Origin of the sequence: Brevibacterium aurantiacum (assembly GCF_007558825.1) — a bacterium.
In the GTDB taxonomy this organism is placed as follows: domain Bacteria; phylum Actinomycetota; class Actinomycetes; order Actinomycetales; family Brevibacteriaceae; genus Brevibacterium; species Brevibacterium aurantiacum_A.
This window is the reverse complement of the sequence record NZ_VLTK01000005.1, coordinates 296090-315135: the sequence shown is the minus strand read 5'-3', so window position 1 is coordinate 315135 and position 19046 is coordinate 296090. Positions and strand designations below refer to the sequence as shown.

The window sequence follows — 19046 nt, the reverse complement described above, 5'->3', positions numbered from 1 at the left end:
GTTCAAGAACGCTGACCCGCGTCCCAGCGGGGATCGATGCTCGGGACCGCGGAGAGCAGGGTCTTCGTGTATTCGTGCTGTGGGTCATCGAAGATTTCGTCGCGCGGGCCTTGCTCGACGATCCTGCCCTTCTGCATCACGGCAACCTTGTGGGCGATCTGTCGCACGACCGCCAGATCGTGGGCTATGAAGATGTAGGAGATGTCGCGTTCGCGCTGCAGGTCCACCAACAGCTCGAGCACCTGTGCCTGAACCGACACGTCGAGAGCGGAGACCGCCTCATCGCAGATGACGAGCTTCGGTTCGACGATGAGTGCGCGAGCGATGCCGATGCGCTGGGCCTGCCCTCCGGAGAACTGGCGCGGATAGCGAGTTGAGTGGTCGGGGTTGAGTCCGACTCGTTCCATCGCCGCCTTGACCATGTTCCGGTACCCGCCCGTGGCCTTCCGCTTCTGGTAGCGGAGTGGTGCCGACACCACCTCTTCGACGGTGTGACGAGGGTTGAGTGAGGAGTAGGGGGCTTGGAATACCACCTGGACTCCGCTGCGAAAGTTCCGCAATGACGCACCCGAGCGCTGGGTGATCTCCTCACCTTGGAACTCCACAGACCCGGACGTGGGATCGATGAGGCGTGCGATCATCCGCGCCGTGGTCGACTTTCCCGAACCGGACTCTCCGACAATACCCAGTGTCTGCCGCCGGTGGACATCGAAGGAGACTCCCTCGACTGCAGTGAATTTCTCTCTGCGGCCGCTGCGGAACTCCTTGCTCAGGTCGTACGCAGCCAGCAGCGGCGTGGCGATGTCGCTCATGCTCATCTGCCCCCTTTCGTGAGAATGGGCTCGGGAAGATCGACGACGTCGTCGAGGCGCGGTGTCGCTGCGAGCAGCGCTTTGGTGTAGTCGTTGCCCGGGTTCGAGAAGATCTGCTCTGCAGTGCCCTGTTCAACGGTCCGGCCGAATCGCATCACCGTCACATGGTCGGAGATCTGGCTGACGACGGCCAGGTCGTGGGTGATGAACAGCATCGCCGCCTGCGTCATCTCCTGCACCTCGGCGAGCAGGTCGAGGATCTGGGCTTGGACGGTGACGTCAAGGGCCGTGGTCGGTTCATCGGCGATGATGAGGTCGGGTTCGCACACGAGCGCCATCGCGATCATCACTCTTTGGCGCATACCCCCGGAGAACTGATGGGGATAGTGTCCGACACGGCCGGCGGCGTCGGGGATGCGCACTCGGTCCATCGCCTCGGCGGCCATCCTCATCGCCGCTGCCTTCGTACCTCCTTTATGAGCACGGTAGGCCTCGGCGATCTGGAAGCCGACCGTGTAGTAAGGGTTGAGCGAGGACAGGGGATCCTGGAAGATCATCGCGATCTGGTCGCCGCGGGTCCGCCGCATCGAGGCATCGGACCGGTGGAGCAGTTCATCGCCGTGGAATCGCGCCGACCCTGTTGTCGTCGCCTCCTTCGGCAGCAGACCCATGATCGCCAGCGAGGTCATCGACTTGCCCGATCCTGATTCGCCGACCAATCCCATCGTCTGGCCTCGTGCGATGTCGAATGAGCTACCGTCGACGACGACCCCGAGCGGAAATTCGATGCGAAGATCCCGCACGGACAGGACCGGAGCATCACTTGCAGGTCTCGACGGGTGTGCGCTCATGAGGTGCTCACTCTCACTCGGGGGTCGAGCACCCGGTAGAGCAGGTCGACCACAATGTTGGCGATGATCACGGCGAAGGCTGCCACGAGCGTGACTCCCATGATCACGGGCTGATCGTTGACGGCGATCGCGTCGTAGGCGTACCGGCCGACGCCGTTGAGCCCGAAGACCGTCTCTGTGATGAGGGCTCCGCCCAGCAGTGTGGCGAAGTCGACGCCCAGGAGTGTGACGATCGGGGTCAATGACGGACGCAGTCCGTGCCGGATGAGGATGGCGCTGCGTCCCAGGCCTTTGGCACGGGCCGTGCGCATGAAGTTCTCTCCCATGGTGTCGATGACATTGGTCCTCGTCAGCCGCGCGTACATCGACGCGTACATGAGCGCAAGCACCATCCACGGCATGAGGTAGGCCTGGAACCACTGCACTGGGCTGTCTGTGAACGGGACCACCGTCGGGAACGGCAGCCATTGGAGCTGCACGACGAGGAGGTATTGCAGCACCAGGGCCACGAAGTAGTTCGGCAGGGAGATCCCGGCCAGGGCGAACATCATCGCTCCCTTATCCCACCAGGTGCCTTCCTTCACGGCGCTGATCACGCCTGCAGCCACGCCGGAGAGCAGCCACAGGACCGCGGCACCGACGGCGATTGTCACCGAGACGGGCAGTCGATCGACGATCCCCTGCAGGACATCCTGGTTGGTCTGGAACGAGTATCCGATGCACGGGGCGTTGCAGTGGACCACCGAGGCACCCGAACCGTAGTCGCGGCCGACGAAGATCGCGGCGAGGAACGTGAAGAACTGAGTGAAGAACGGTTCGTTGAGTCCCAACTGGTCCCGGATCGCCTCGATCCTCTCCGGGGTGCAGGTCTGGCCGCAGATGCTGGCTGCCGGATCCGGTGAGAGTTGGAAGAAGATGACGAAGGTGAAGAATACGACGAGCAGCATGATGATCAGTGCCGCGAACAGTCGTTTGATGAGATAGATGGCCATCAGAGTCCTCCCGCCCAGATCTTCTGGAGGTTGTCACCGAGCACGGTGAACGACAGCACTGTGAGGAACAGGAACATACCCGGTATGGCGAAGAACATCGGATCGCTGGAGTACCAGGTCACCGCCGATGCGATCATCTGCCCCCACGAGGGATCGGGTGGAGTGATGCCCACTCCGAGGAAGGACAGTCCGGCCTCAGTGGCGATGAACGTCGGCACCGCCAGCGTGGCCATGACGACGATGGTTCCCGAAAGGTTGGGAAGCACTTCCCGGAATACCAGTGGAACCCAGCCGGCACCCGATGTCCGGGCGGCCTCGACGAATTCACGATTCTTCAGTGACAGAGTCTGGCCGCGGATCACGCGGGCCGTGGCCGGCCAGGAGAAGAGGCTGAGCACGAGGACGAGGAGCAGAGGACGGTTCCCCTGCGGCAGGGCCGAGAGGATTGCGATCATGAAGATCAGTGCTGGGAACGCCATGAGAAAGTCCATCACCCGGGAGATCACGGCATCGACGAACCCTCCGAGGAAACCGGCGATCACGCCCATAACCACGCCGATGACCATGGTGATCGCGGTTGCGCCGATGCCGATGAGCATCGAGACACGCGCGCCGTAGGCGATCCGAGCGAAGATGTCACGGCCGTTCTGGGGTTCGACTCCCATCCAATGCTCGGCACTGATGCCACCGAACGCGCCGTGCGGCAAGCCACCCAGTGCCGGGTCCACGGCTCCTTCGTCGAATTCGTAGGGGCTGTAGCCGGAGAGCTGAGTAATGAGCGGAGCGAAGATCGCGAGGAGGACGATGAAGACGAGGAACCCGGTGGACAGAATCACTGTCGGTTTGCGCAGGATCCTCTTCAGGGTTCCCAGCCCGGGGGAAAAATCCTCCCCCGGGCCGGGCCGACCGAATTCCTCGACCTGATTCGAAAGCGAAGCAGTCACGAGTGAACTATCCTTCCGGCTTGAGTAGCCCCAGCTGCGAGTAGTCGATGTATCCGGTCTTGGACGGATTGGCGAACGCTCCGCCGACGTTCGAGCCGACGAGCTGCAGAGGGCGCGGGCGGACCAGAGGCACGACGGGAGCGAGCTCGAGGACCTGTTCGTTGATCTCGGCATAGGCCGCTGTCTTGTCGTCGAGATCGGGCATGACTGCCGCCTCGGCGAGGGCCTTGTTCAGTTTCGGATCATCGATCTGGGACTGATTGAGGTTGCCGGTCTTCGTGATTCGCTCACCGTCGAACAGGGGTCCCAACAGCGGTTCACCTGAGAACCAGCCGTTGGAGCACCAGCCTGTGATCGCGAGCTCGTTCTGCTGGCTCGGTGTGGCCAGGACCTCGTAGAACTTCGCCTGGTCGATGACGTTGAGTTTGACCTCGATGCCGACCTTCTTCAGTGACTGCTGCACCGCTTCGGCCTGCGCCTGCCACATCGGCAGCGCACGTACGTCCATGGTCAGTTTGAGGTTCTCCGCGCCTGCTTCTTTGAGCATGGCCTTGGCTTTCTCAGGATCGCCCGTGTTTCCCTCAGTGGCGTAGGGATCGGTGTCGTCGTACTGCGGAACGCTGGGCAGCAGCTGGTTCGGTGCGACATCGGCCAGCTGTGGGCCGCCGCTGGCGTTGACCACGCTCGACTTGTCCACAGCCCAGTTGATGGCTTGTCGGACCTTCTTATCTCCCAGTGGCTCCTTGGCGTTGTTCATGACCATGAAGTAATTGCAGGAGGGCATACTCTGCACCGTGCGCTCAGAGAGTTTGGGGTCTTGGGTGATCTTCGCGAGGTTGGCCGCGACCACCGGGTTGGTCGACGCCGAGACAGCGTTGGCATCGTCGCCCTGGCCGGAGATCATCCGCTGATCGATCGTGTTCTGATCGAGGCTGACTGTGAACTTGTAGCCGTCTGGATAGGCTGGGCGAATGTCGTCGGTCTCGGCATCCCAGTTCTCGTTGCGGACCAACGTCAGCGACTCGCCGCGCTTGTACTCGTCGACTTTGTACGGCCCCGACGAGATCGGATCCTTCTGGATCTGGTCGACCTTGGTCACCTTGTCCTTCGGGAATGGGGCTCCCGGTGCAGTGGCAACGACATTCGGGAAGTCGGCCATCGGCTTATTCGTCTCGATCGTGATCGTCCGATCATCAACGACCTTGATCGAGTCGAGGCCTTCAGGGTCCTCGAAGACACCCTCGTAGTCCTTGGCGCCCTTGACGTAGTTCTGCAGATAGTCGAGGCCGATGGCAAGCGACGGGTCGAAGGCATGTTCGAAACCGAACTTCACGTCTTCCGCCGTGATCGGCGTTCCGTCTTCGAACGTGATTCCTTCTTTGAGTTTGAAGGTCCATTCCGTGGCATCTTCGTTTGAGGTACCCGTATCTTCGGCCAGATCGCCGACGAGTTCGAGTTCTCCGGACTCTCGGTTGTATTTGTACTGAGTGAGGTTGCGGTAGAGGAGGTTGTAGAGGTTGAGGACGTTGCCGTCGCTGCCCATAGCAGGATCCAGATGAGAGAAATCGACTCCACCCAACACTTCGACGACGCCGCCCTTCTGCGGATCACCGGTGTACGAGGCGAAGCCCGTCTTATCGTCGACGACCGATTGAGCGTCCCCGCCCTTGCTCGAACTCCCATTTCCACAGGCGCTCACAAGCATCGTGGCGGCAGCGGCGATCGCAACCATCGACATAGCTCGCTTGTTCATGAAAAGTCTCCTTCGACTGTTCCGTCATGATGCGTGGTTCAGAGTCCGCGAGTGACCGCACCCCAACTTCTGCAGTGTCTGTTGCAACCTCCGCCTCCATCATTACCACTGTTATCAGCGATAAGATTGGAACTTCAGACGCTCCAACCGCGAAGAAGTGACCTCAACCACATCTCGTATACAATCAGATCGCAACGTTCATTGCAATAGGAGATTCATAGTGGGAATCATCGCGACATGGCTGGAGCACCTCATGTCTCAGCGCAAACTGTCCCCGGGGACAACGACAGTACTCAAGGCGATTGCCGACGATCCCGAAAGAGCTTCGTACTGCAGTGCTGCAGCACTCGCCGAGTCGGCCGGGGTCAACGTCGCCACTGTTGTCCGAGCTGCGCAGGCCATCGATTTCACCGGCTGGTCGGAGTTGTCGACAGAGATTCGGAATCGATTTCTCTCGTCATTGGATGCCGACAAACATTTTGTTCGCAACACGACCATCGGCACGGGTCAGGCTGTGAAGTCTATTCGTAAAGATCTCGAGCTCCTCGGACTTCTTTCCGAGTCGCTCTCCGATGCATCGATCACAACAATTGCCGAGATGATCACTTCGTCAGGATCGACCAAGGTACTTGCCACTGGCGCATACGTGGCCCCGGGGGCAGTCTTGGCTCACAATGTTCAGGGCCTGGGCTATAACGTGTCGCTCAGTGATGGTTCGACAACAAGCATGATCAACGACGTTCGCTTGCTGCAGCCGGGCGACTGCCTGCTGACCTTTTCCATCTGGAAAACCAGTTCAAGCATCGTTCCACTGTGTGAACTGGCCAAAGAACGGGGTGTGCGGCTGATCGTCATTGCCGACCAGCATTCGCAACTGGCCGAACTCGCCGATCAACTCGTCCTTGTACCGTCTGAAGGCGTCGGCCCGATGGCCTCAGTGACCTGCGCGGTCAGTGTCGCCCAGAGCATCGTGGGTGCGATTGCGAACGTCGACACACAGCATTCTGCCGCGATGCTCGAGGAACTGCAGACCATGTGGTCGCGCACCCAAGCGGTGATCAGTGACTGAGCAGATTGAGTGTGCCCCAGCATTACCTCGAATCGGCTGGAAACAGAACGGAATGCTGGAAATTCCGACATTTTCCGAGATCTCGAACAGCGGCAGTCCCGTAAGCCAAGCACCCTTTGTTCGCCTTCGTTCGTCTGTCATATAGTCAACAGAACTGCTACGCCAGAGGCGGAACGATTCAGGTCGAAGGAGACTGTATGAGATACGTCGTCGGCATCACCATGGACAATCGTGGGCGCGACGCCGTGTCGCTCGCCCTCGCGCTTGCCCAAACCACGCTGTCGTCCCACCGGGTCGAACTCGACTTGGTCCACGTACTCCGTGGTGTCCCGCCTGAACAGGCCGGGTCGAAACCGGAACGCGAGTATCAGAAACTCTGCCTCGAAGAGGCTGAGCAATGGATGGCCAAAACGCACGATCTCGTCCCGAAGACCATCCGGTCCACGACAAGTGTCCATTTCGCTGATTCCATGGCTGCGGGTCTGATCGACAAAGCCACGTCATGTCCCTGCGACCTCATCATCGTCGGCGCGGCAAGCCACGGCCCGTTGAGACGCTTCACCATCGGGTCGGTGGCCAACGCGCTCCTCCATTCTTCTCCCGTTCCGGTCGCTTTGGCTCCCTCGGGCTATCTGCCGCCCAGCCGTCTGACGCGTCTGAGCTGTGCTCTTGGCATGCGCCCCGGCGCCGAGGTGGCACTCAACGTCGCGACCCAGTCCTCAGTGCTCCATGACGTACCCCTGCGGTTGATATCTCTCATCGCTCTGGACTCCCGCACCGAGGACGTAGAGAGGACCGACGCTGCCCGCGACCATGCGAAGAAGCTGCTCCTGCGAGCTTCCCAGTCCGTCGAAGACGCCACGGAAGTCATGGTCGATGTCGCGCTTGGCCGATCCATCGAGTCGGCCATCGAGAAATTGACCTGGGATGATGGCGAGATCGTCCTCATCGGTTCGAGCAGATTGGCCAAGAACCGCTCGATCTTCATGGGAACGACAGCCAATAAGATGCTTCGGAGTCTGCCGGTTCCGATGGTCGTGGTGCCCCGGTATCACGCGGCCGATTTCATCTCAGACAATGGAATCTCCATCTGAGTTGCTGCAGACATGACAACCTACGACGAGCTTCCAGACTCTGCGCACAGCCCACCAGCCCTATCTCCGATCGAGATCTCGTTGGAGTCGGATGAGCCGCTCTACCGCCAGTTGCGTCGGGCGCTTGAGCATCAGATTCTCTCCGGTGTGCTCAACCCGGATGTCGCCCTCCCTTCATCTCGCGCCTTGTCTCACGAACTCGGGCTCTCACGCAATACGGTCAATGCCGCAATCCAAGAGCTCGTCGCCACCGGCCTCATCGAGGCTCGCCCTCGCAGTGGACATTTCATCAACACCACCCTGCTCAACAACGGATCGAAGAAGCTCGACAGGGCTCGACTCTCCGATGGGTCCATCGATTGGGAGTCCAAGATCCGTGCGATTCCGGATAGGAATCTTCCGGAGATCACCAAGACGAAGAACTGGCAGTCCTACCCCTACCCATTCGTCGCCGGCCAGGTCGATCCGGATGAATTCCCCAGGCTTGCCTGGGCCCGAGCCCTACGCACTGCTATGGATCCCGAGCACCTGCCGTTCTCAGTCCGCGATGCCATCGATGAGGACGACCCGCTGCTTACAGAACTGCTGTGCCATCGCGTGCTGCCGAGCCGCGGCATCCATGTCAGCCCCGAGAATGTGCTCATCACCGCGGGATCCCAACAGGGACTCGACCTTCTGGCCCAACTGCTCGTCGGCCCCGACACCACCGTCGGCGTCGAGGACCCAGGCTACGTCGATGCCAAACACGCCTTCACCCGCGTCGGCGGCCAACTGGTCCCCCTGTCAGTCGACGCTCAGGGAATGGTTCCGCCCTGGAAACCGCTCGACATCGTCTACGTCACTCCCAGCCATCACAGCCCCACCAATGTCACGCTCGATCCATCACGCAGACTGCAGCTGCTGACACGCATGCGCGAGACCAACTCACTCATCATCGAAGACGATTACGACTCCGAGTTCCGGTACAGGGGCAAACCCACCCCTGCGCTCAAGGCGCTCCCCCATTCCGACCACGTCATCTACCTAGGATCCTTCAGTAAGTTCCTCGCTCCCGGGCTCCGGCTGGGCTACATCGTTGCGGAGCCGGAGCTCATCGAACGTATGCGGACCCATCGGCGCTATTCCATCCGCCACGTCCCGGGCCATACCCAGCGAGCCATGGCGCTGCTCATCGATTCCGGACAGTTCCATCGCACGATCTCACGCCGACGAACCCAGCTGCGGAAGAAATGGGAAACACTGACCAGCGCGCTCGAGGAGCATCTGCCTTGGGCCGTGCCGTTCCCCGCCGGAGGCGTCAGCGTGTGGATCCAGGCACCGCCGCAGCTCAACTGCCGCGAACTGGCTGAAGAATGTCTGCGCCGAGGCGTCGTCATCGAACCCGGAGATCCCTTCTTCCTCTCACCCGAGGACAATCTCAACTTCTTCCGCCTCGGTTTCGCCGCCATCGACCTCGACTCCATCGAGCCCGGAGTCCTTCTCCTCAGCGAGGCCATCGCTTCCCTCCTCGACCACGACTGAATGCTCGAACCTTCTGGTACCAAAGAACTCGCAACGGACTGGGACTTCAATGGGAGCCAGATTGCCGAGAGAGTGATGACAAGCACACCAAAGACGGAGTGCCGGAGTCGGGACGCCTCGACGTACCCGACCCGAAAGTGAGAATGGAGGGTTCGCGTGACGATCTCGGACTATGCAAATCGTGCCCAGCAGCATCTTTTCCCCCACTTCACCACTGGGAAGGTGTGGAATGACGAAAGTCTTCCGATCATCGTCGAGGGCAACGGGAGTTATCTCACCGACGAACGAGGCGATCAGTACCTCGATGGGCTGGCCGGACTGTTCTGCGTGAACATCGGCCACGGACGCCAGGACATCCCCCAAGCCGCCTACGAGCAGATGAGCAAGCTGGCGTACTGGACAAACTGGGGCTCAGCCCACCCGGCGGCCGTGGATGCCGCAACTCTCATCGCCAGCCATGCCCCCGGCGACCTCGACACGGTGTTCTTCGTGAACTCCGGGTCGGAAGCCGTGGAATCGGCCGTCAAGTTCGCCCGCCAGTACCACCGCTCCCAGGGACAGCCCGAACGCACGAAGATCATCGCCCGCAACATGGCCTACCACGGCACCACTCTCGGTGCTCTCGCAGTCACCGGCATCCCGGCGTACAAGGAGCCCTTCGGCGACCTCATGCCGGGAGTCTTCCATGTACCCAACACGCTCGGCGAAGAAGTCCCGGCAGGAGGCACCGCTGCTGATCTGCCCTCAATCCAGGCCATCAGGGAACTCATCGAACGCGAAGGTGGCGACACCTTCGCAGCTCTGTTCGCCGAACCTGTTCAGAACTCGCGCGGTGCCCTCGTCCCACCGGCCGGCTACTGGCAGGAGCTGCGGAAGATCTGTGACGAACACGGAATCCTCCTCGTCGCAGACGAAGTGATCACCGGCTTCGGACGCCTCGGCGAATGGTTCGGGTCGATCAAGTTCGATGTCGTCCCCGATCTCATCACCTTCGCCAAGGGATCCACCTCGGGCTACCTGCCCCTCGGTGGGGTCATCATCCGCAAACCGCTGGCCGAAGCGCTGCTCGACTCCCCCGCTGCCGGGGCGTTCACCCATGGTGCCACCTGGGGCGGCCATCCCGTCGCGACTGCGGTCGCGACAGCAAACCTCACGGCTCTCGCCGATGAGAACGTGCCGGGCAATGTCCGCAGCCTCGAACCCTATTTCCAGAACGGGCTCGATCGGATCACCGACTCCTATCGATGCATCAAGGAATACCGCGGCGCCGGGTTCTTCTACGCCATCGAAATGATGGCCGACCGCGACACGGGAACCGAACTGAGTCCCGAAGCCGCCCAGTCGGTGCTCACCGAGGTGATCCCGAAGGCGATGAAGGAAGTTGGTCTCATCACCCGCCCGGACAATCGCGGTGCGACGATGCTCGTCCTCTCACCGCCGCTGGTTGCCGACCAGGCCGTTCTCGACGACCTGCTCGACAAGGTCGATCACGTCATGGGAGCCGTCGACAAGCGCGTCGGCGTCTCGGCGCTGTCTGCGGCAGTCTGAGGATCGCACCATGTTGAAGACACCGGCAGCACGCAGTCGAACGGACCCCGTCACGGCACTTCCCGAACCCGACCCGGATGAGGTCGCGATCGACCCCATGCTGCTCGAGCGGGTGCTCGGTCTGTGCGAAAACGGAACCCGCCCGACAGTGGTTCTCGCGGAATCCCACGATGACCGCATTCTCCGTGCTGCCGGTGTCCTCGCCGAGGCGGGGCTGCGGCCCGTGCTCATCGGCGACCGGGACGACGTTCTGCGTCGCGGAGAAAGGCTCGGCGTCGCGAGAGTCGACGAGTGGAGGGTGGACGATCCCGCAGATCTTGCGGCCGGAGCCCCTGGAGCTCGGATTCGGCGCAGTGCGGCGAGCAAACACCGCGATCTGACCGAAAAGTGGCTGCACGACCCCGTGTTCCTCGCGGCCGCTGCGGTCGCAGAGGGTGCTGCCGACGCGGCTGTCGCCGGCGCGGATCGTCCGACCGCCGAAGTCATCAGGGCCGGGCTGGCCATAGTCGGGCTCGCTGCGGATTCGACTGTGCTCAGTTCGTCATTCCTCATGAAGCTGGCCGATGGACGGTATCTGGGGTTCGGCGACTGTGCCGTCATTCCCGTGCCCGATGACGAACAGCTCGCCGCGATCGCCGTCGCCACCGCTCGAACCTTCGCCGCGATCACCGGAGCCTCACCCTCTGTGGCGATGCTCTCCTTCTCCACGGCCGGCTCTGCCCAACACACCGACATCGACAGAGTCCGTCTGGCCACACAGCGGATCCGCAGCACATGTCCCGAACTCGATGTTGATGGCGAACTGCAGTTCGATGCAGCGATCGTCGAATCGGTGGCGAAGTCGAAGGCTCCGGACTCCTTGGTCGCGGGACATGCAAACGTGCTTGTCTTCCCGAATCTGGCCGCCGGCAACATCGGTTACAAGATCGCCGAGCGCCTCGCCGGGGCGCACGCCTTCGGGCCGCTGCTTCAAGGTCTGGCGGCTCCGATCAACGACCTCTCCCGCGGGGCGAGCGTGTCCGACGTCGTCAATGTCGGCCTCATCACGTGCCTGCAGGCACTCACCCCGGCCGCAGCGACTCAGCCACCGGGCTGAGAACCCACCACGGAACCCACGTTCACAGAGTAGTGACGAAAGTTAGGTGCCATGTCGAAATCAATAGAGAACCCCAGTCCGAACATCACGACAACACCGTCTGGTCCCGGTGACGGCGAGCAACCCGAGAGAATGGCGAAGACGCTCAAACCGCGTTGGGTCTTCGCCATCGCGCTCGGCTCCGCAGTCGGCTGGGGTGCCTTCATCCTCCCGACCGACTGGTTGGCGATGGGAGGCCCATTGGGAACCCTGCTCGGATTCTCCATCGGCGCGGGGCTGATGCTCATCATCGCCGTCAGCTACGGATTCCTCATCCGCACCTTCCCTGTCTCCGGAGGCGAACTGGCCTATGCCCTCATCGGCTATGGACGTGTCCATGCGTTCTTCGCCGGGTGGTTCCTCACACTCGGCTACGTCTGCATCGTCGCGCTCAACGCTTCGGCGCTGGCACTGTTGTTCCGCAAGATCATGCCTTCGGTCATCGAACAGGGCTATCTCTACACCGTGGCAGGCTGGGACGTCTATCTTCCGGAGATCCTCATCTCCATCACAGCGCTCGTCGTCTTCGCAATCCTCAACATCCGCGGTACCGCTCTGTCGGGCCGGATCCAATTCTGGGCCTGCGTAATCATGATCATCGCGGTCGCGGCGATCATCATCTCGGTCATCGCCAGCCCGACGACGCACTTCGGCAATATGTCACCGGCTCTGCCAGACGGAGTCAACCCGATAGCTGCCATCATTGCGATCGTCGCCATCGCCCCCTGGGCTTTCATCGGCTTCGACAACGTCCCACAGGCTGCCGAGGAGTTCGACTTCTCCCCTGCCAAAGCTCTGCGCCTCATCGTCCTAGCGATCGTCAGCGCCGCCGCTCTCTATATGGCGATGATCGTGGCGGTGTCGATGGCCGAACCGTGGCAGGCACTTGCGAGTTCTGGATCCGCATGGGGCACGGCCGATGCGGTCACCGGCGTCATCGGCGGCTCGGGGCTCCTCCTCCTCGCTATTGCGATCACCATGGGCGTGAGCACGGGTCTCAACGGCTTCTACGTCTCAGCAAGTCGAATCCTGCTGGCCATGGGCAGAGCCCAGATGATTCCACCAGTATTTGCCCGACTGCACTCGAAGCACAAGACCCCACATGTCGGCATCATCGCCGTGCTGCTCGTCTGCCTCATCAGCCCGTGGTTCGGACGTGCGGCACTGACCTGGGTCGTCGACATGTCCTCGATCGGTGTCACCATCGCCTACCTCTACACCTGCCTGTGCGCCTTCAGGATCTTCCGGCCCACCCGCGAAGCGCAGGACCCCGAGGCTCTGCCGGGCATGTACTCGACGACGAAGAAGGTTCTGTCCGGTGTGGGCGCGGTGATTGCGTTCATCTTCATGCTCCTTCTGCTCGTTCCAGGCTCTCCAGGTGCGCTGGGCAAGGAATCGCTCATCGCCCTGGCTGTGTGGATCGCCATCGGCATCGTCTTCTTCCTCTCACGCATTCGCCACAACAGGAAGCTCACCGATCACCAAGTCGATCGCCTCGTCCTCGGTGACGACCGTCCATCTGTCACCCGCTTCAGCGAGCGCGCCGTGATGCGTCGCCATGGGGCGCTGACAACGGAGAACGGAATCGCATAGGGGGAAAATTCCCACGCGATGAGATCGGCCCGCTGTTCACGGCAGCGGGCCGATCATCGATGTGTGCACTGGAGCCGATCATCGTCATGTGCAGCAGTCGGGGTCTCACCGACTGAAGCGTCAACGCTCAGCGTCTGAGAACTGCGCGGAGGGCGTCAACGATTGCACGTACTGATGCGGCATTCCCCACATCCTCGGCGTCAACTTCGACGCCCACGGGATAGAAAAGACTCGGATCCGTGCCGACGCCGAGTCCGATGACTCCGATATCACCGGCTCGACGAAGACGGGCCACTGTCGCCTCGAGGTCCCGGGCCAGGAAGTGCTCGTCGTTGGCCTCTCCGGTGGCCGAATCGGCAGGCAACCCGTCGCTGATGACGACCACAGCGGACTTCGCAGCCTGCTGGCTGCGCAGTCGGTCGACGGCCCACCGCAGGCCCTCGGGATCGATTCCTTCGCGGAATAACGAGGTTTTGAGGATCCCACCCAGGTGGGTCCGTGAGCGGCGCCATGAGGAATGTGCTGCCTTGAGCACAATGTGATGAACCTCGTTGAGACGGCCGGGATCGGCGGGAGATCCCGCCTTCTTCCAGTCGCGTCGCAGGCGGCCGCCGCTCCACGCATTCGTGGTGAATCCGAGGATCTCCGTGCTTACGTCCAGCCGGTCGAGGGCGGTGACGATGACATCGAGGAGCGCACCGAGCCGCGCCGTATGCGGTTTCATCGACCCCGAGAGGTCGAGCAGGAAGGTCACGGCGCAGTCTGTCTCGGGCCGTTGAGAGCGTCCGCGGAACACACGGGGGTCTCCGGGAGAGGTCAGCAGCCGGGTCAGCCGTGAGGAATCCAGGATGCCTTCGTCGGCATCGACTGCCTCGTGGACATCTGTGACATCGTCGATGACACTGTGCAGGCGGGTGACGACGGGAGTCAGCGGCACCGCGAGCCGGGCAGCCTCCTCCGCGATCGTGCGACGACCGCTGCGCAGACTCTCTGCCCTGACCAGATCGGTGATGTGGGATGTCCTGTCGAAGCTCGTGTCCCAGATGCGATACCCGTGAGCGACATGAAGGCGACCGCCGGTCGAATCCGGGGCAGGGGCGAACAGCTCCTCACTGACGTCGAAGACGAGGGGCAGGTTCACCTTCGCTCGACGTTCGCGCGCTCCGGTCAGTGTGCTCTCCCGATCTTCGAGGGCGATGATCCGACCGGCGATCGTGCGGGCCAGGTCACGGGCCACCTCGGCGAAGGCATGCTGGTCGTGGCGTGTCGCTTTCAAAGATGGCAGAAACGGACCAAGATCAGCCGAGAGCTCGAATCGGGCCTCTTCGATGAGGTCGGACTCGACAGGTGTGATCGGCTCGCGAGTCAGGGCGGCCCGAGTGATGAGGATGACGGTGAACAGCAGCATACCCAGATGGGTCTCATGGAGTCGGCTGCGCAAGTACTCACTTCGCCAGTCGGCATGGCGCAGCGACAGATTTGCCCGGACTCCCGACTGCACCGCCAAGGACTCGCACCGACACTGTTCGAGGATTTCGACTAAGAGACGTTCCTCTCTGGCATCGGGCAGCAGTGCCCGGTGCACCTCCAGGTCGCTGAACCTACGACGCATGGCCATCGCATCCGTGGCTCCTCGCAGCGAACCGAGACCGGACGTGCGCGGATTCGGGTAGAGATGAGGGGCGTTCATCGGCAACGTCCCTCGGAAGTCGACCGGGCGATGCGCCCACAGATCGACTCCGGGATCGCCACTCAGCGCCCTGAATACTGAGGCCATCCGTTTCTCCAGTATGGCCTCTTCGCGGTGGGAGCGGCCCTCGGACGACAGCGATCCGAGCTCGGTCATCAGCTTGCCGCAGCTACATCGCTGACACGCAGCTCATCGCCGAAGCAGCGTTGATAGTATTCCGCGACGAGTGGGTACTCTGAGGGATCACAGCGGTTGAGGAAAGAGAATCTGAAGGCGAGTTCCACGTCGCCGAAGATCACCGAGTTCTGGGCCCAGGAGATGACTGTGCGCGGCGACATCAGTGCGGAGACGTCCCCCGCGGCGAATCCGCTCCGTGTCAGGGCCGCCACCTCGATCATCATCCGCACTCCAGCGGTGCCGACAGCTTCCGCGGCTTCGGGCACCTGTCCGGTGACGACGAGGAACTCCTCGTCAGGGTCGAGGTAGTCGAGTGAGGCGATGATATTCCAGCGGTCGAGTTGGGCCTGATTGAGTCGGTTGACTCCGTGGTAGAGACCGTTGATGTTGCCCAGGCCGACGGTGTTGGCCGTGGCGAAGAGGCGGAAGTCCGGATGCGGGCGGATCACTCGGTTCTGCTCCGTGAGGGTGAAGCGCCCATCGCGTTCGAGCAGGCGCTGGATGATGAACATGACCTCAGGTCGGCCCGCATCGTATTCGTCGAAGACGAGAGCCATGGGCCGGGTCAGTGCATAGGGGATGACTCCCTCTTCGAAGGCCGTGCGCGGCTGACCGTCTTCGATGACGACCTGATCCTTGCCCACGAGGTCGGCGCGCGATATCTGTCCGTCAAGGTTGACGCGCATGAGCGGCCAGTTCAGACGCGCCGCGATCTGCTCGATATGAGTCGACTTCCCCGTCCCATGCAGGCCTTGGACCAGCACTCGTGAGCCATGGGCGAACCCGGCGAGGACGGCTCGGGTGACCTGCGGATCGAACCGGTAGTTCTCATCGATGTCCGGAACCAGGTCACTGTCGTCGTCGAGAACGGGCACCGGCATGTCTGCTTCGATGCCGAACATGTCTCGAATCGTTGAATCGTCGGCCATAGTATGCGCCGTCCTTTCGCAGTCCGTGAGTATCTGAGGTTCAGGCCGAGGATGCGGTCGCATCGTCGCGATCGATCTCGTTGAGAACGGCCATGCGTTTTGCTGCGGCACGAACCACAGGCAGGAGTTCGACGAGGTCGTCGATCGACTTGCGGATCACGGGAGCCTGGATCGCCAGAGCCTGATTCGAGCGTCCGATATCTGTGGGGATGAGCACCGCCAAGCAGACGAGTCCCTCAAGGTACTCCTGCCGGTCGAGGGCATAGCCGAGCTGACGGACCGAGCCAAGTTCCTCATCCAGCACGTCGGGGTCCGTGACTGTGTTCGCGGTGAAGGCCCTCAGCTGCGCACTGGTGAGAAGCCTGCGACGTGGGGTGTCTCCGTATTGCGAGGTGATCATCTTCCCACTCGCCGAGGCATGGATGGGCACCCGGCTGCCGGCCTCGAGATGCACCCGCAGCGGGTGGGAGGTCTCCACACGATCGAGGTAGATGACGTCATTGCCGGAGACTGCAGTGAGGTTGCAGCTCTCGCCGACCTCTTCGGCCAGTTGAGTCAGAATCATCCTCCTCGCACCCTGCCGAGAATCATTGAGAAGAACGTCCTCTGCCATCCGTCTGAGCCGGGCGCCAGTGCCGTAGTGGCGTCCATCGCTGTGTCGAGTGAGCAGCCCTGCACCCTCGAGCTGCTGGAGCATGCGATGCAGTGTGGGCTTGGGCAGGCCCGTCTGCACGACCAGGGACTGCAGTGTGAAGATCTGGTCCCGGGTGGAGATGAACTCCAGCAGGGACACCAGCCGCAGCGCAGGAGTCTCGCCCGCAAGCGAGAGCCCCTCGTCGATTGTCGGCTCTGCTGTGTCATCCATGCTCGCCCTCCCATCCCCTTCGGAATTTCATTGTTCCGAATTATCGTACCAAACGAAATCTTTTTCGGAACTCTGTTGACACGGCAGATTCCGAACACTAGCGTCAAACATGTTCCGCTTTTCGAAGTGATATGAACACAAATCCGAGACCACAAGGCAGTGGTCCGACGACGAACAGGAGACGTTGCAATGACGGAACTGGCCGATCGAACCGACAAGGCAGCACTCAGCGAAGCTGCGAAACCACAGAAGATCACATCGTCCGAAGCATTCGTCGAAACGATGGTGGCCAATGGCGTCACCGACGTCTTCGGCATTATGGGCTCAGCGTTCATGGACGCGATGGACATCTTCGCTCCCGCGGGCATCGATTTCATCCCCGTGGTCCACGAACAGGGCGCGGCACACATGGCGGACGGCTACGCCCGTGCCTCGGGCCGGCATGGCGTCGTCACCGGGCAGAACGGACCCGGCATCTCGAACTGCGTGACGGCAATCGCTGCCGCCTACTGGGCGCACTCCCCAGTGGTCATCGTCACCCCGGAGGCGGGAACGAATTCGATCGGTCTTGGCGGATTCCAAGAGGCCAATCAGCTGCCGATGTTCCAGGAATTCACGAAGTACCAAGGACATGTCAGCAATGCGTCCCGCATGTCGGAATTCACGGCCCGCTGCTTCGATCGGGCGAAGTCGGAGATGGGACCGGCCCAGCTGAACATCCCCCGCGACTACTTCTACGGCGAATGCTCGCCTGAGATTCCCCAGCCGCAGAAGATCGATCGCGGCGCAGGCGGGGCCGAAAGCCTCGAGGAAGCTGCGGCGCTGCTCGCCTCGGCGAAGAATCCGGTCATCGTCTCCGGCGGCGGCGTTGTCATGGCCGATGGGGTCGATGAGTGCATCGCCTTGGCGCAGCGCCTCGGTTCCCCAGTGGTCAACAGCTATCAGCACAACGACTCGTTCCCGGCCAGCCATCCGCTGTGGGCAGGTCCGCTGGGCTATCAGGGTTCGAAGGCCGGGATGACCCTGATCAATCAGGCCGATGTGGTCCTCGCGCTCGGCACCCGGCTCGGACCGTTCGGCACACTGCCCCAGTACGAATTCGACTACTGGCCCACGAATGCCAAGATCATCCAGGTCGACGCCGATCAGAAGATGCTCGGTTTGGTCAAGAAGATCGATGTCGGCATCTGCGGCGATGCCAAGGCCGTCGCCGAGGAGCTCCTCGCCCGGCTCAACGATCGCGACGTCGCCAGCGATGCCACGAAGGAGCAGCGAGCAGAGCTCATCCGTGCCGAGAAGGAGGCCTGGGAGGCCGAACTCGATTCGTGGACCCATGAGCGCGACGAGTTCTCCCTCGACACCATCGACGAGGCAGAGAAGGAAGAGGGCAACTGGCTCCATCCGCGACAGGTTCTCCGCGAACTCGAGAAGGCGATGCCCGCCGATGTCATGGTCTCGACCGATATCGGCAACATCAACTCGGTCGCACACAGCTATCTGAGGTTCGAACGCCCTCGCAGCTTCTTCGCCCCGATGAGCTTCGGCAACTGCGGCTATGCTCTGCCGACGATGATCGGAGCCAAGCGCGCCGCTCCGGAGCGTCCCGCCATCGCCTACGCCGGCGACGGTGCTTGGGCCATGAGCATGGTGGAGATCCTCACCGCAGTCCGGCATGACATCCCGGTCACCGCCGTCGTCTTCCGCAACCGGCAGTGGGGAGCAGAGAAGAAGAACCAGGTGGAGTTCTACGGCCGTCGATTCATCGCAGGTGAACTAGACAACGGTGAGAGCTTCGCTGCGATGGCCGAATCGATGGGCGCCGAGGGTGTCGTCGTCGACCAGCTCGACGAGGTCGGGCCTGCCCTGCAGAAGGCTGTGGAGGCACAGATGAACGAGGGCAAGACCACCGTCATCGAAATCATGTGCACCAAGGAACTGGGAGATCCCTTCCGCCGCGACGCTCTGCGCAAGCCGGTTCGCACGCTCGACAAGTACAAGGACTTCGTGTGAGGGTCTGACCCTTCAGGAGTCTAGCCTGTGGAGATGTTCGGGCACCGACGACGCTAGAGTCTC

The 19046-nt window shown here is 61.8% G+C and carries 15 protein-coding genes and 1 pseudogene; 8 read left to right on the top strand and 8 right to left on the bottom strand.

Annotated elements, in window-relative coordinates; translation table 11 throughout:
- Nucleotides 1-2: 2 nt before the first annotated feature.
- Genes FO013_RS11175 through FO013_RS22845 form a run of 5 tightly spaced genes read right to left on the bottom strand, consistent with a single transcriptional unit; the run spans nucleotide 3 to nucleotide 5352 of the window.
- Nucleotides 3-818 carry an ATP-binding cassette domain-containing protein gene (locus FO013_RS11175; protein WP_260848102.1) on the bottom strand — a complete coding sequence of 272 codons (816 nt, stop codon included), beginning with the start codon at nucleotides 816-818 and terminating at the stop codon, nucleotides 3-5.
- Entirely contained in the window at nucleotides 815-1663 is an 849-nt protein-coding gene (locus tag FO013_RS11170) for an ABC transporter ATP-binding protein (RefSeq protein WP_143922609.1), read from the bottom strand. The genes FO013_RS11175 and FO013_RS11170 overlap by 4 nt, the downstream gene beginning before the upstream one ends.
- Complete coding sequence (locus FO013_RS11165) at nucleotides 1660-2655, bottom strand: ABC transporter permease (RefSeq protein WP_143922608.1); 996 nt, start codon at nucleotides 2653-2655, stop codon at nucleotides 1660-1662. Before FO013_RS11165 ends, FO013_RS11170 begins: the two co-directional genes overlap by 4 nt.
- Nucleotides 2655-3599, bottom strand: coding sequence for an ABC transporter permease (locus FO013_RS11160; protein WP_260848101.1), 945 nt, complete (start codon nucleotides 3597-3599; stop codon nucleotides 2655-2657). The genes FO013_RS11165 and FO013_RS11160 overlap by 1 nt, the downstream gene beginning before the upstream one ends.
- 7 nt (nucleotides 3600-3606) lie before the next feature.
- Complete coding sequence (locus FO013_RS22845) at nucleotides 3607-5352, bottom strand: ABC transporter substrate-binding protein (RefSeq protein ID WP_143922606.1); 1746 nt, start codon at nucleotides 5350-5352, stop codon at nucleotides 3607-3609.
- A 253-nt stretch (nucleotides 5353-5605) separates the two neighbouring features.
- On the opposite strand from FO013_RS22845, the pseudogene FO013_RS23250 reads away from it, so the two are divergent.
- The 7 genes and pseudogenes from FO013_RS23250 to FO013_RS11125 form a co-directional block, all read left to right on the top strand.
- Nucleotides 5606-5785: pseudogene (locus FO013_RS23250) on the top strand (hypothetical protein); the annotation flags it as partial.
- A gap of 27 nt (nucleotides 5786-5812) precedes the next feature.
- Nucleotides 5813-6421, top strand: a complete 609-nt coding sequence (locus FO013_RS11150; RefSeq protein WP_260848100.1) for a MurR/RpiR family transcriptional regulator — start codon at nucleotides 5813-5815, stop codon at nucleotides 6419-6421.
- A 197-nt stretch (nucleotides 6422-6618) separates the two neighbouring features.
- A complete protein-coding gene (locus FO013_RS11145; RefSeq protein WP_143922604.1) occupies nucleotides 6619-7515 on the top strand; it encodes a universal stress protein in 897 nt (298 codons plus the stop codon).
- A 12-nt stretch (nucleotides 7516-7527) separates the two neighbouring features.
- Nucleotides 7528-9036 (top strand): MocR-like pyridoxine biosynthesis transcription factor PdxR, encoded by a 1509-nt coding sequence (gene pdxR / locus FO013_RS11140; RefSeq protein WP_143922603.1) that lies wholly within the window; start codon nucleotides 7528-7530, stop codon nucleotides 9034-9036.
- Nucleotides 9037-9192: 156 nt separating this feature from the next.
- The gene (locus FO013_RS11135; RefSeq protein ID WP_143922602.1) at nucleotides 9193-10584 is read left to right on the top strand and encodes an aspartate aminotransferase family protein; all 1392 of its coding nucleotides are present in this window, start codon (nucleotides 9193-9195) and stop codon (nucleotides 10582-10584) included.
- Nucleotides 10585-10594: 10 nt separating this feature from the next.
- A complete protein-coding gene (locus tag FO013_RS11130; RefSeq protein WP_222103606.1) occupies nucleotides 10595-11680 on the top strand; it encodes a phosphotransacetylase in 1086 nt (361 codons plus the stop codon).
- 51 nt (nucleotides 11681-11731) lie between these two features.
- Nucleotides 11732-13312, top strand: coding sequence for an APC family permease (locus FO013_RS11125; protein WP_143922601.1), 1581 nt, complete (start codon nucleotides 11732-11734; stop codon nucleotides 13310-13312).
- Between the two features lie 127 nt (nucleotides 13313-13439).
- On the opposite strand, the gene FO013_RS11120 is transcribed toward FO013_RS11125, so the two are convergent.
- From FO013_RS11120 to FO013_RS11110, 3 genes are read right to left on the bottom strand one after another with little or no spacing between them, the layout of a single operon-like run.
- On the bottom strand, nucleotides 13440-15158 hold the full coding sequence (locus FO013_RS11120) for a cobaltochelatase CobT-related protein (protein WP_143922600.1): 1719 nt from the start codon (nucleotides 15156-15158) through the stop codon (nucleotides 13440-13442).
- Complete coding sequence (locus FO013_RS11115) at nucleotides 15158-16108, bottom strand: AAA family ATPase (protein WP_143922599.1); 951 nt, start codon at nucleotides 16106-16108, stop codon at nucleotides 15158-15160. Before FO013_RS11115 ends, FO013_RS11120 begins: the two co-directional genes overlap by 1 nt.
- Before the next feature lie 40 nt (nucleotides 16109-16148).
- Nucleotides 16149-16973 carry an IclR family transcriptional regulator gene (locus FO013_RS11110; protein WP_143922598.1) on the bottom strand — a complete coding sequence of 275 codons (825 nt, stop codon included), beginning with the start codon at nucleotides 16971-16973 and terminating at the stop codon, nucleotides 16149-16151.
- A gap of 189 nt (nucleotides 16974-17162) precedes the next feature.
- Between FO013_RS11110 and xsc the strand changes: the two genes are divergently transcribed.
- A complete protein-coding gene (gene xsc / locus FO013_RS11105) occupies nucleotides 17163-18983 on the top strand; it encodes a sulfoacetaldehyde acetyltransferase (RefSeq protein ID WP_143922597.1) in 1821 nt (606 codons plus the stop codon).
- The last annotated feature ends 63 nt before the right edge of the window (nucleotides 18984-19046 follow it).

Bases quoted from the DNA above. Each gene is read 5' to 3' on its own strand.
- FO013_RS11175 (WP_260848102.1), bottom strand. From the start codon at position 818: ATGAGCATGAGCGACATCGCCACGCCGCTGCTGGCTGCGTACGACCTG.
- FO013_RS11170 (WP_143922609.1), bottom strand. From the start codon at position 1,663: ATGAGCGCACACCCGTCGAGACCTGCAAGTGATGCTCCGGTCCTGTCC.
- FO013_RS11165 (WP_143922608.1), bottom strand. From the start codon at position 2,655: ATGGCCATCTATCTCATCAAACGACTGTTCGCGGCACTGATCATCATG.
- FO013_RS22845 (WP_143922606.1), bottom strand. From the start codon at position 5,352: ATGAACAAGCGAGCTATGTCGATGGTTGCGATCGCCGCTGCCGCCACG.
- FO013_RS11145 (WP_143922604.1), top strand. From the start codon at position 6,619: ATGAGATACGTCGTCGGCATCACCATGGACAATCGTGGGCGCGACGCC.
- pdxR (WP_143922603.1), top strand. From the start codon at position 7,528: ATGACAACCTACGACGAGCTTCCAGACTCTGCGCACAGCCCACCAGCC.
- FO013_RS11130 (WP_222103606.1), top strand. From the start codon at position 10,595: ATGTTGAAGACACCGGCAGCACGCAGTCGAACGGACCCCGTCACGGCA.
- FO013_RS11125 (WP_143922601.1), top strand. From the start codon at position 11,732: ATGTCGAAATCAATAGAGAACCCCAGTCCGAACATCACGACAACACCG.
- FO013_RS11120 (WP_143922600.1), bottom strand. From the start codon at position 15,158: ATGACCGAGCTCGGATCGCTGTCGTCCGAGGGCCGCTCCCACCGCGAA.
- FO013_RS11115 (WP_143922599.1), bottom strand. From the start codon at position 16,108: ATGGCCGACGATTCAACGATTCGAGACATGTTCGGCATCGAAGCAGAC.
- FO013_RS11110 (WP_143922598.1), bottom strand. From the start codon at position 16,973: ATGGATGACACAGCAGAGCCGACAATCGACGAGGGGCTCTCGCTTGCG.
- xsc (WP_143922597.1), top strand. From the start codon at position 17,163: ATGACGGAACTGGCCGATCGAACCGACAAGGCAGCACTCAGCGAAGCT.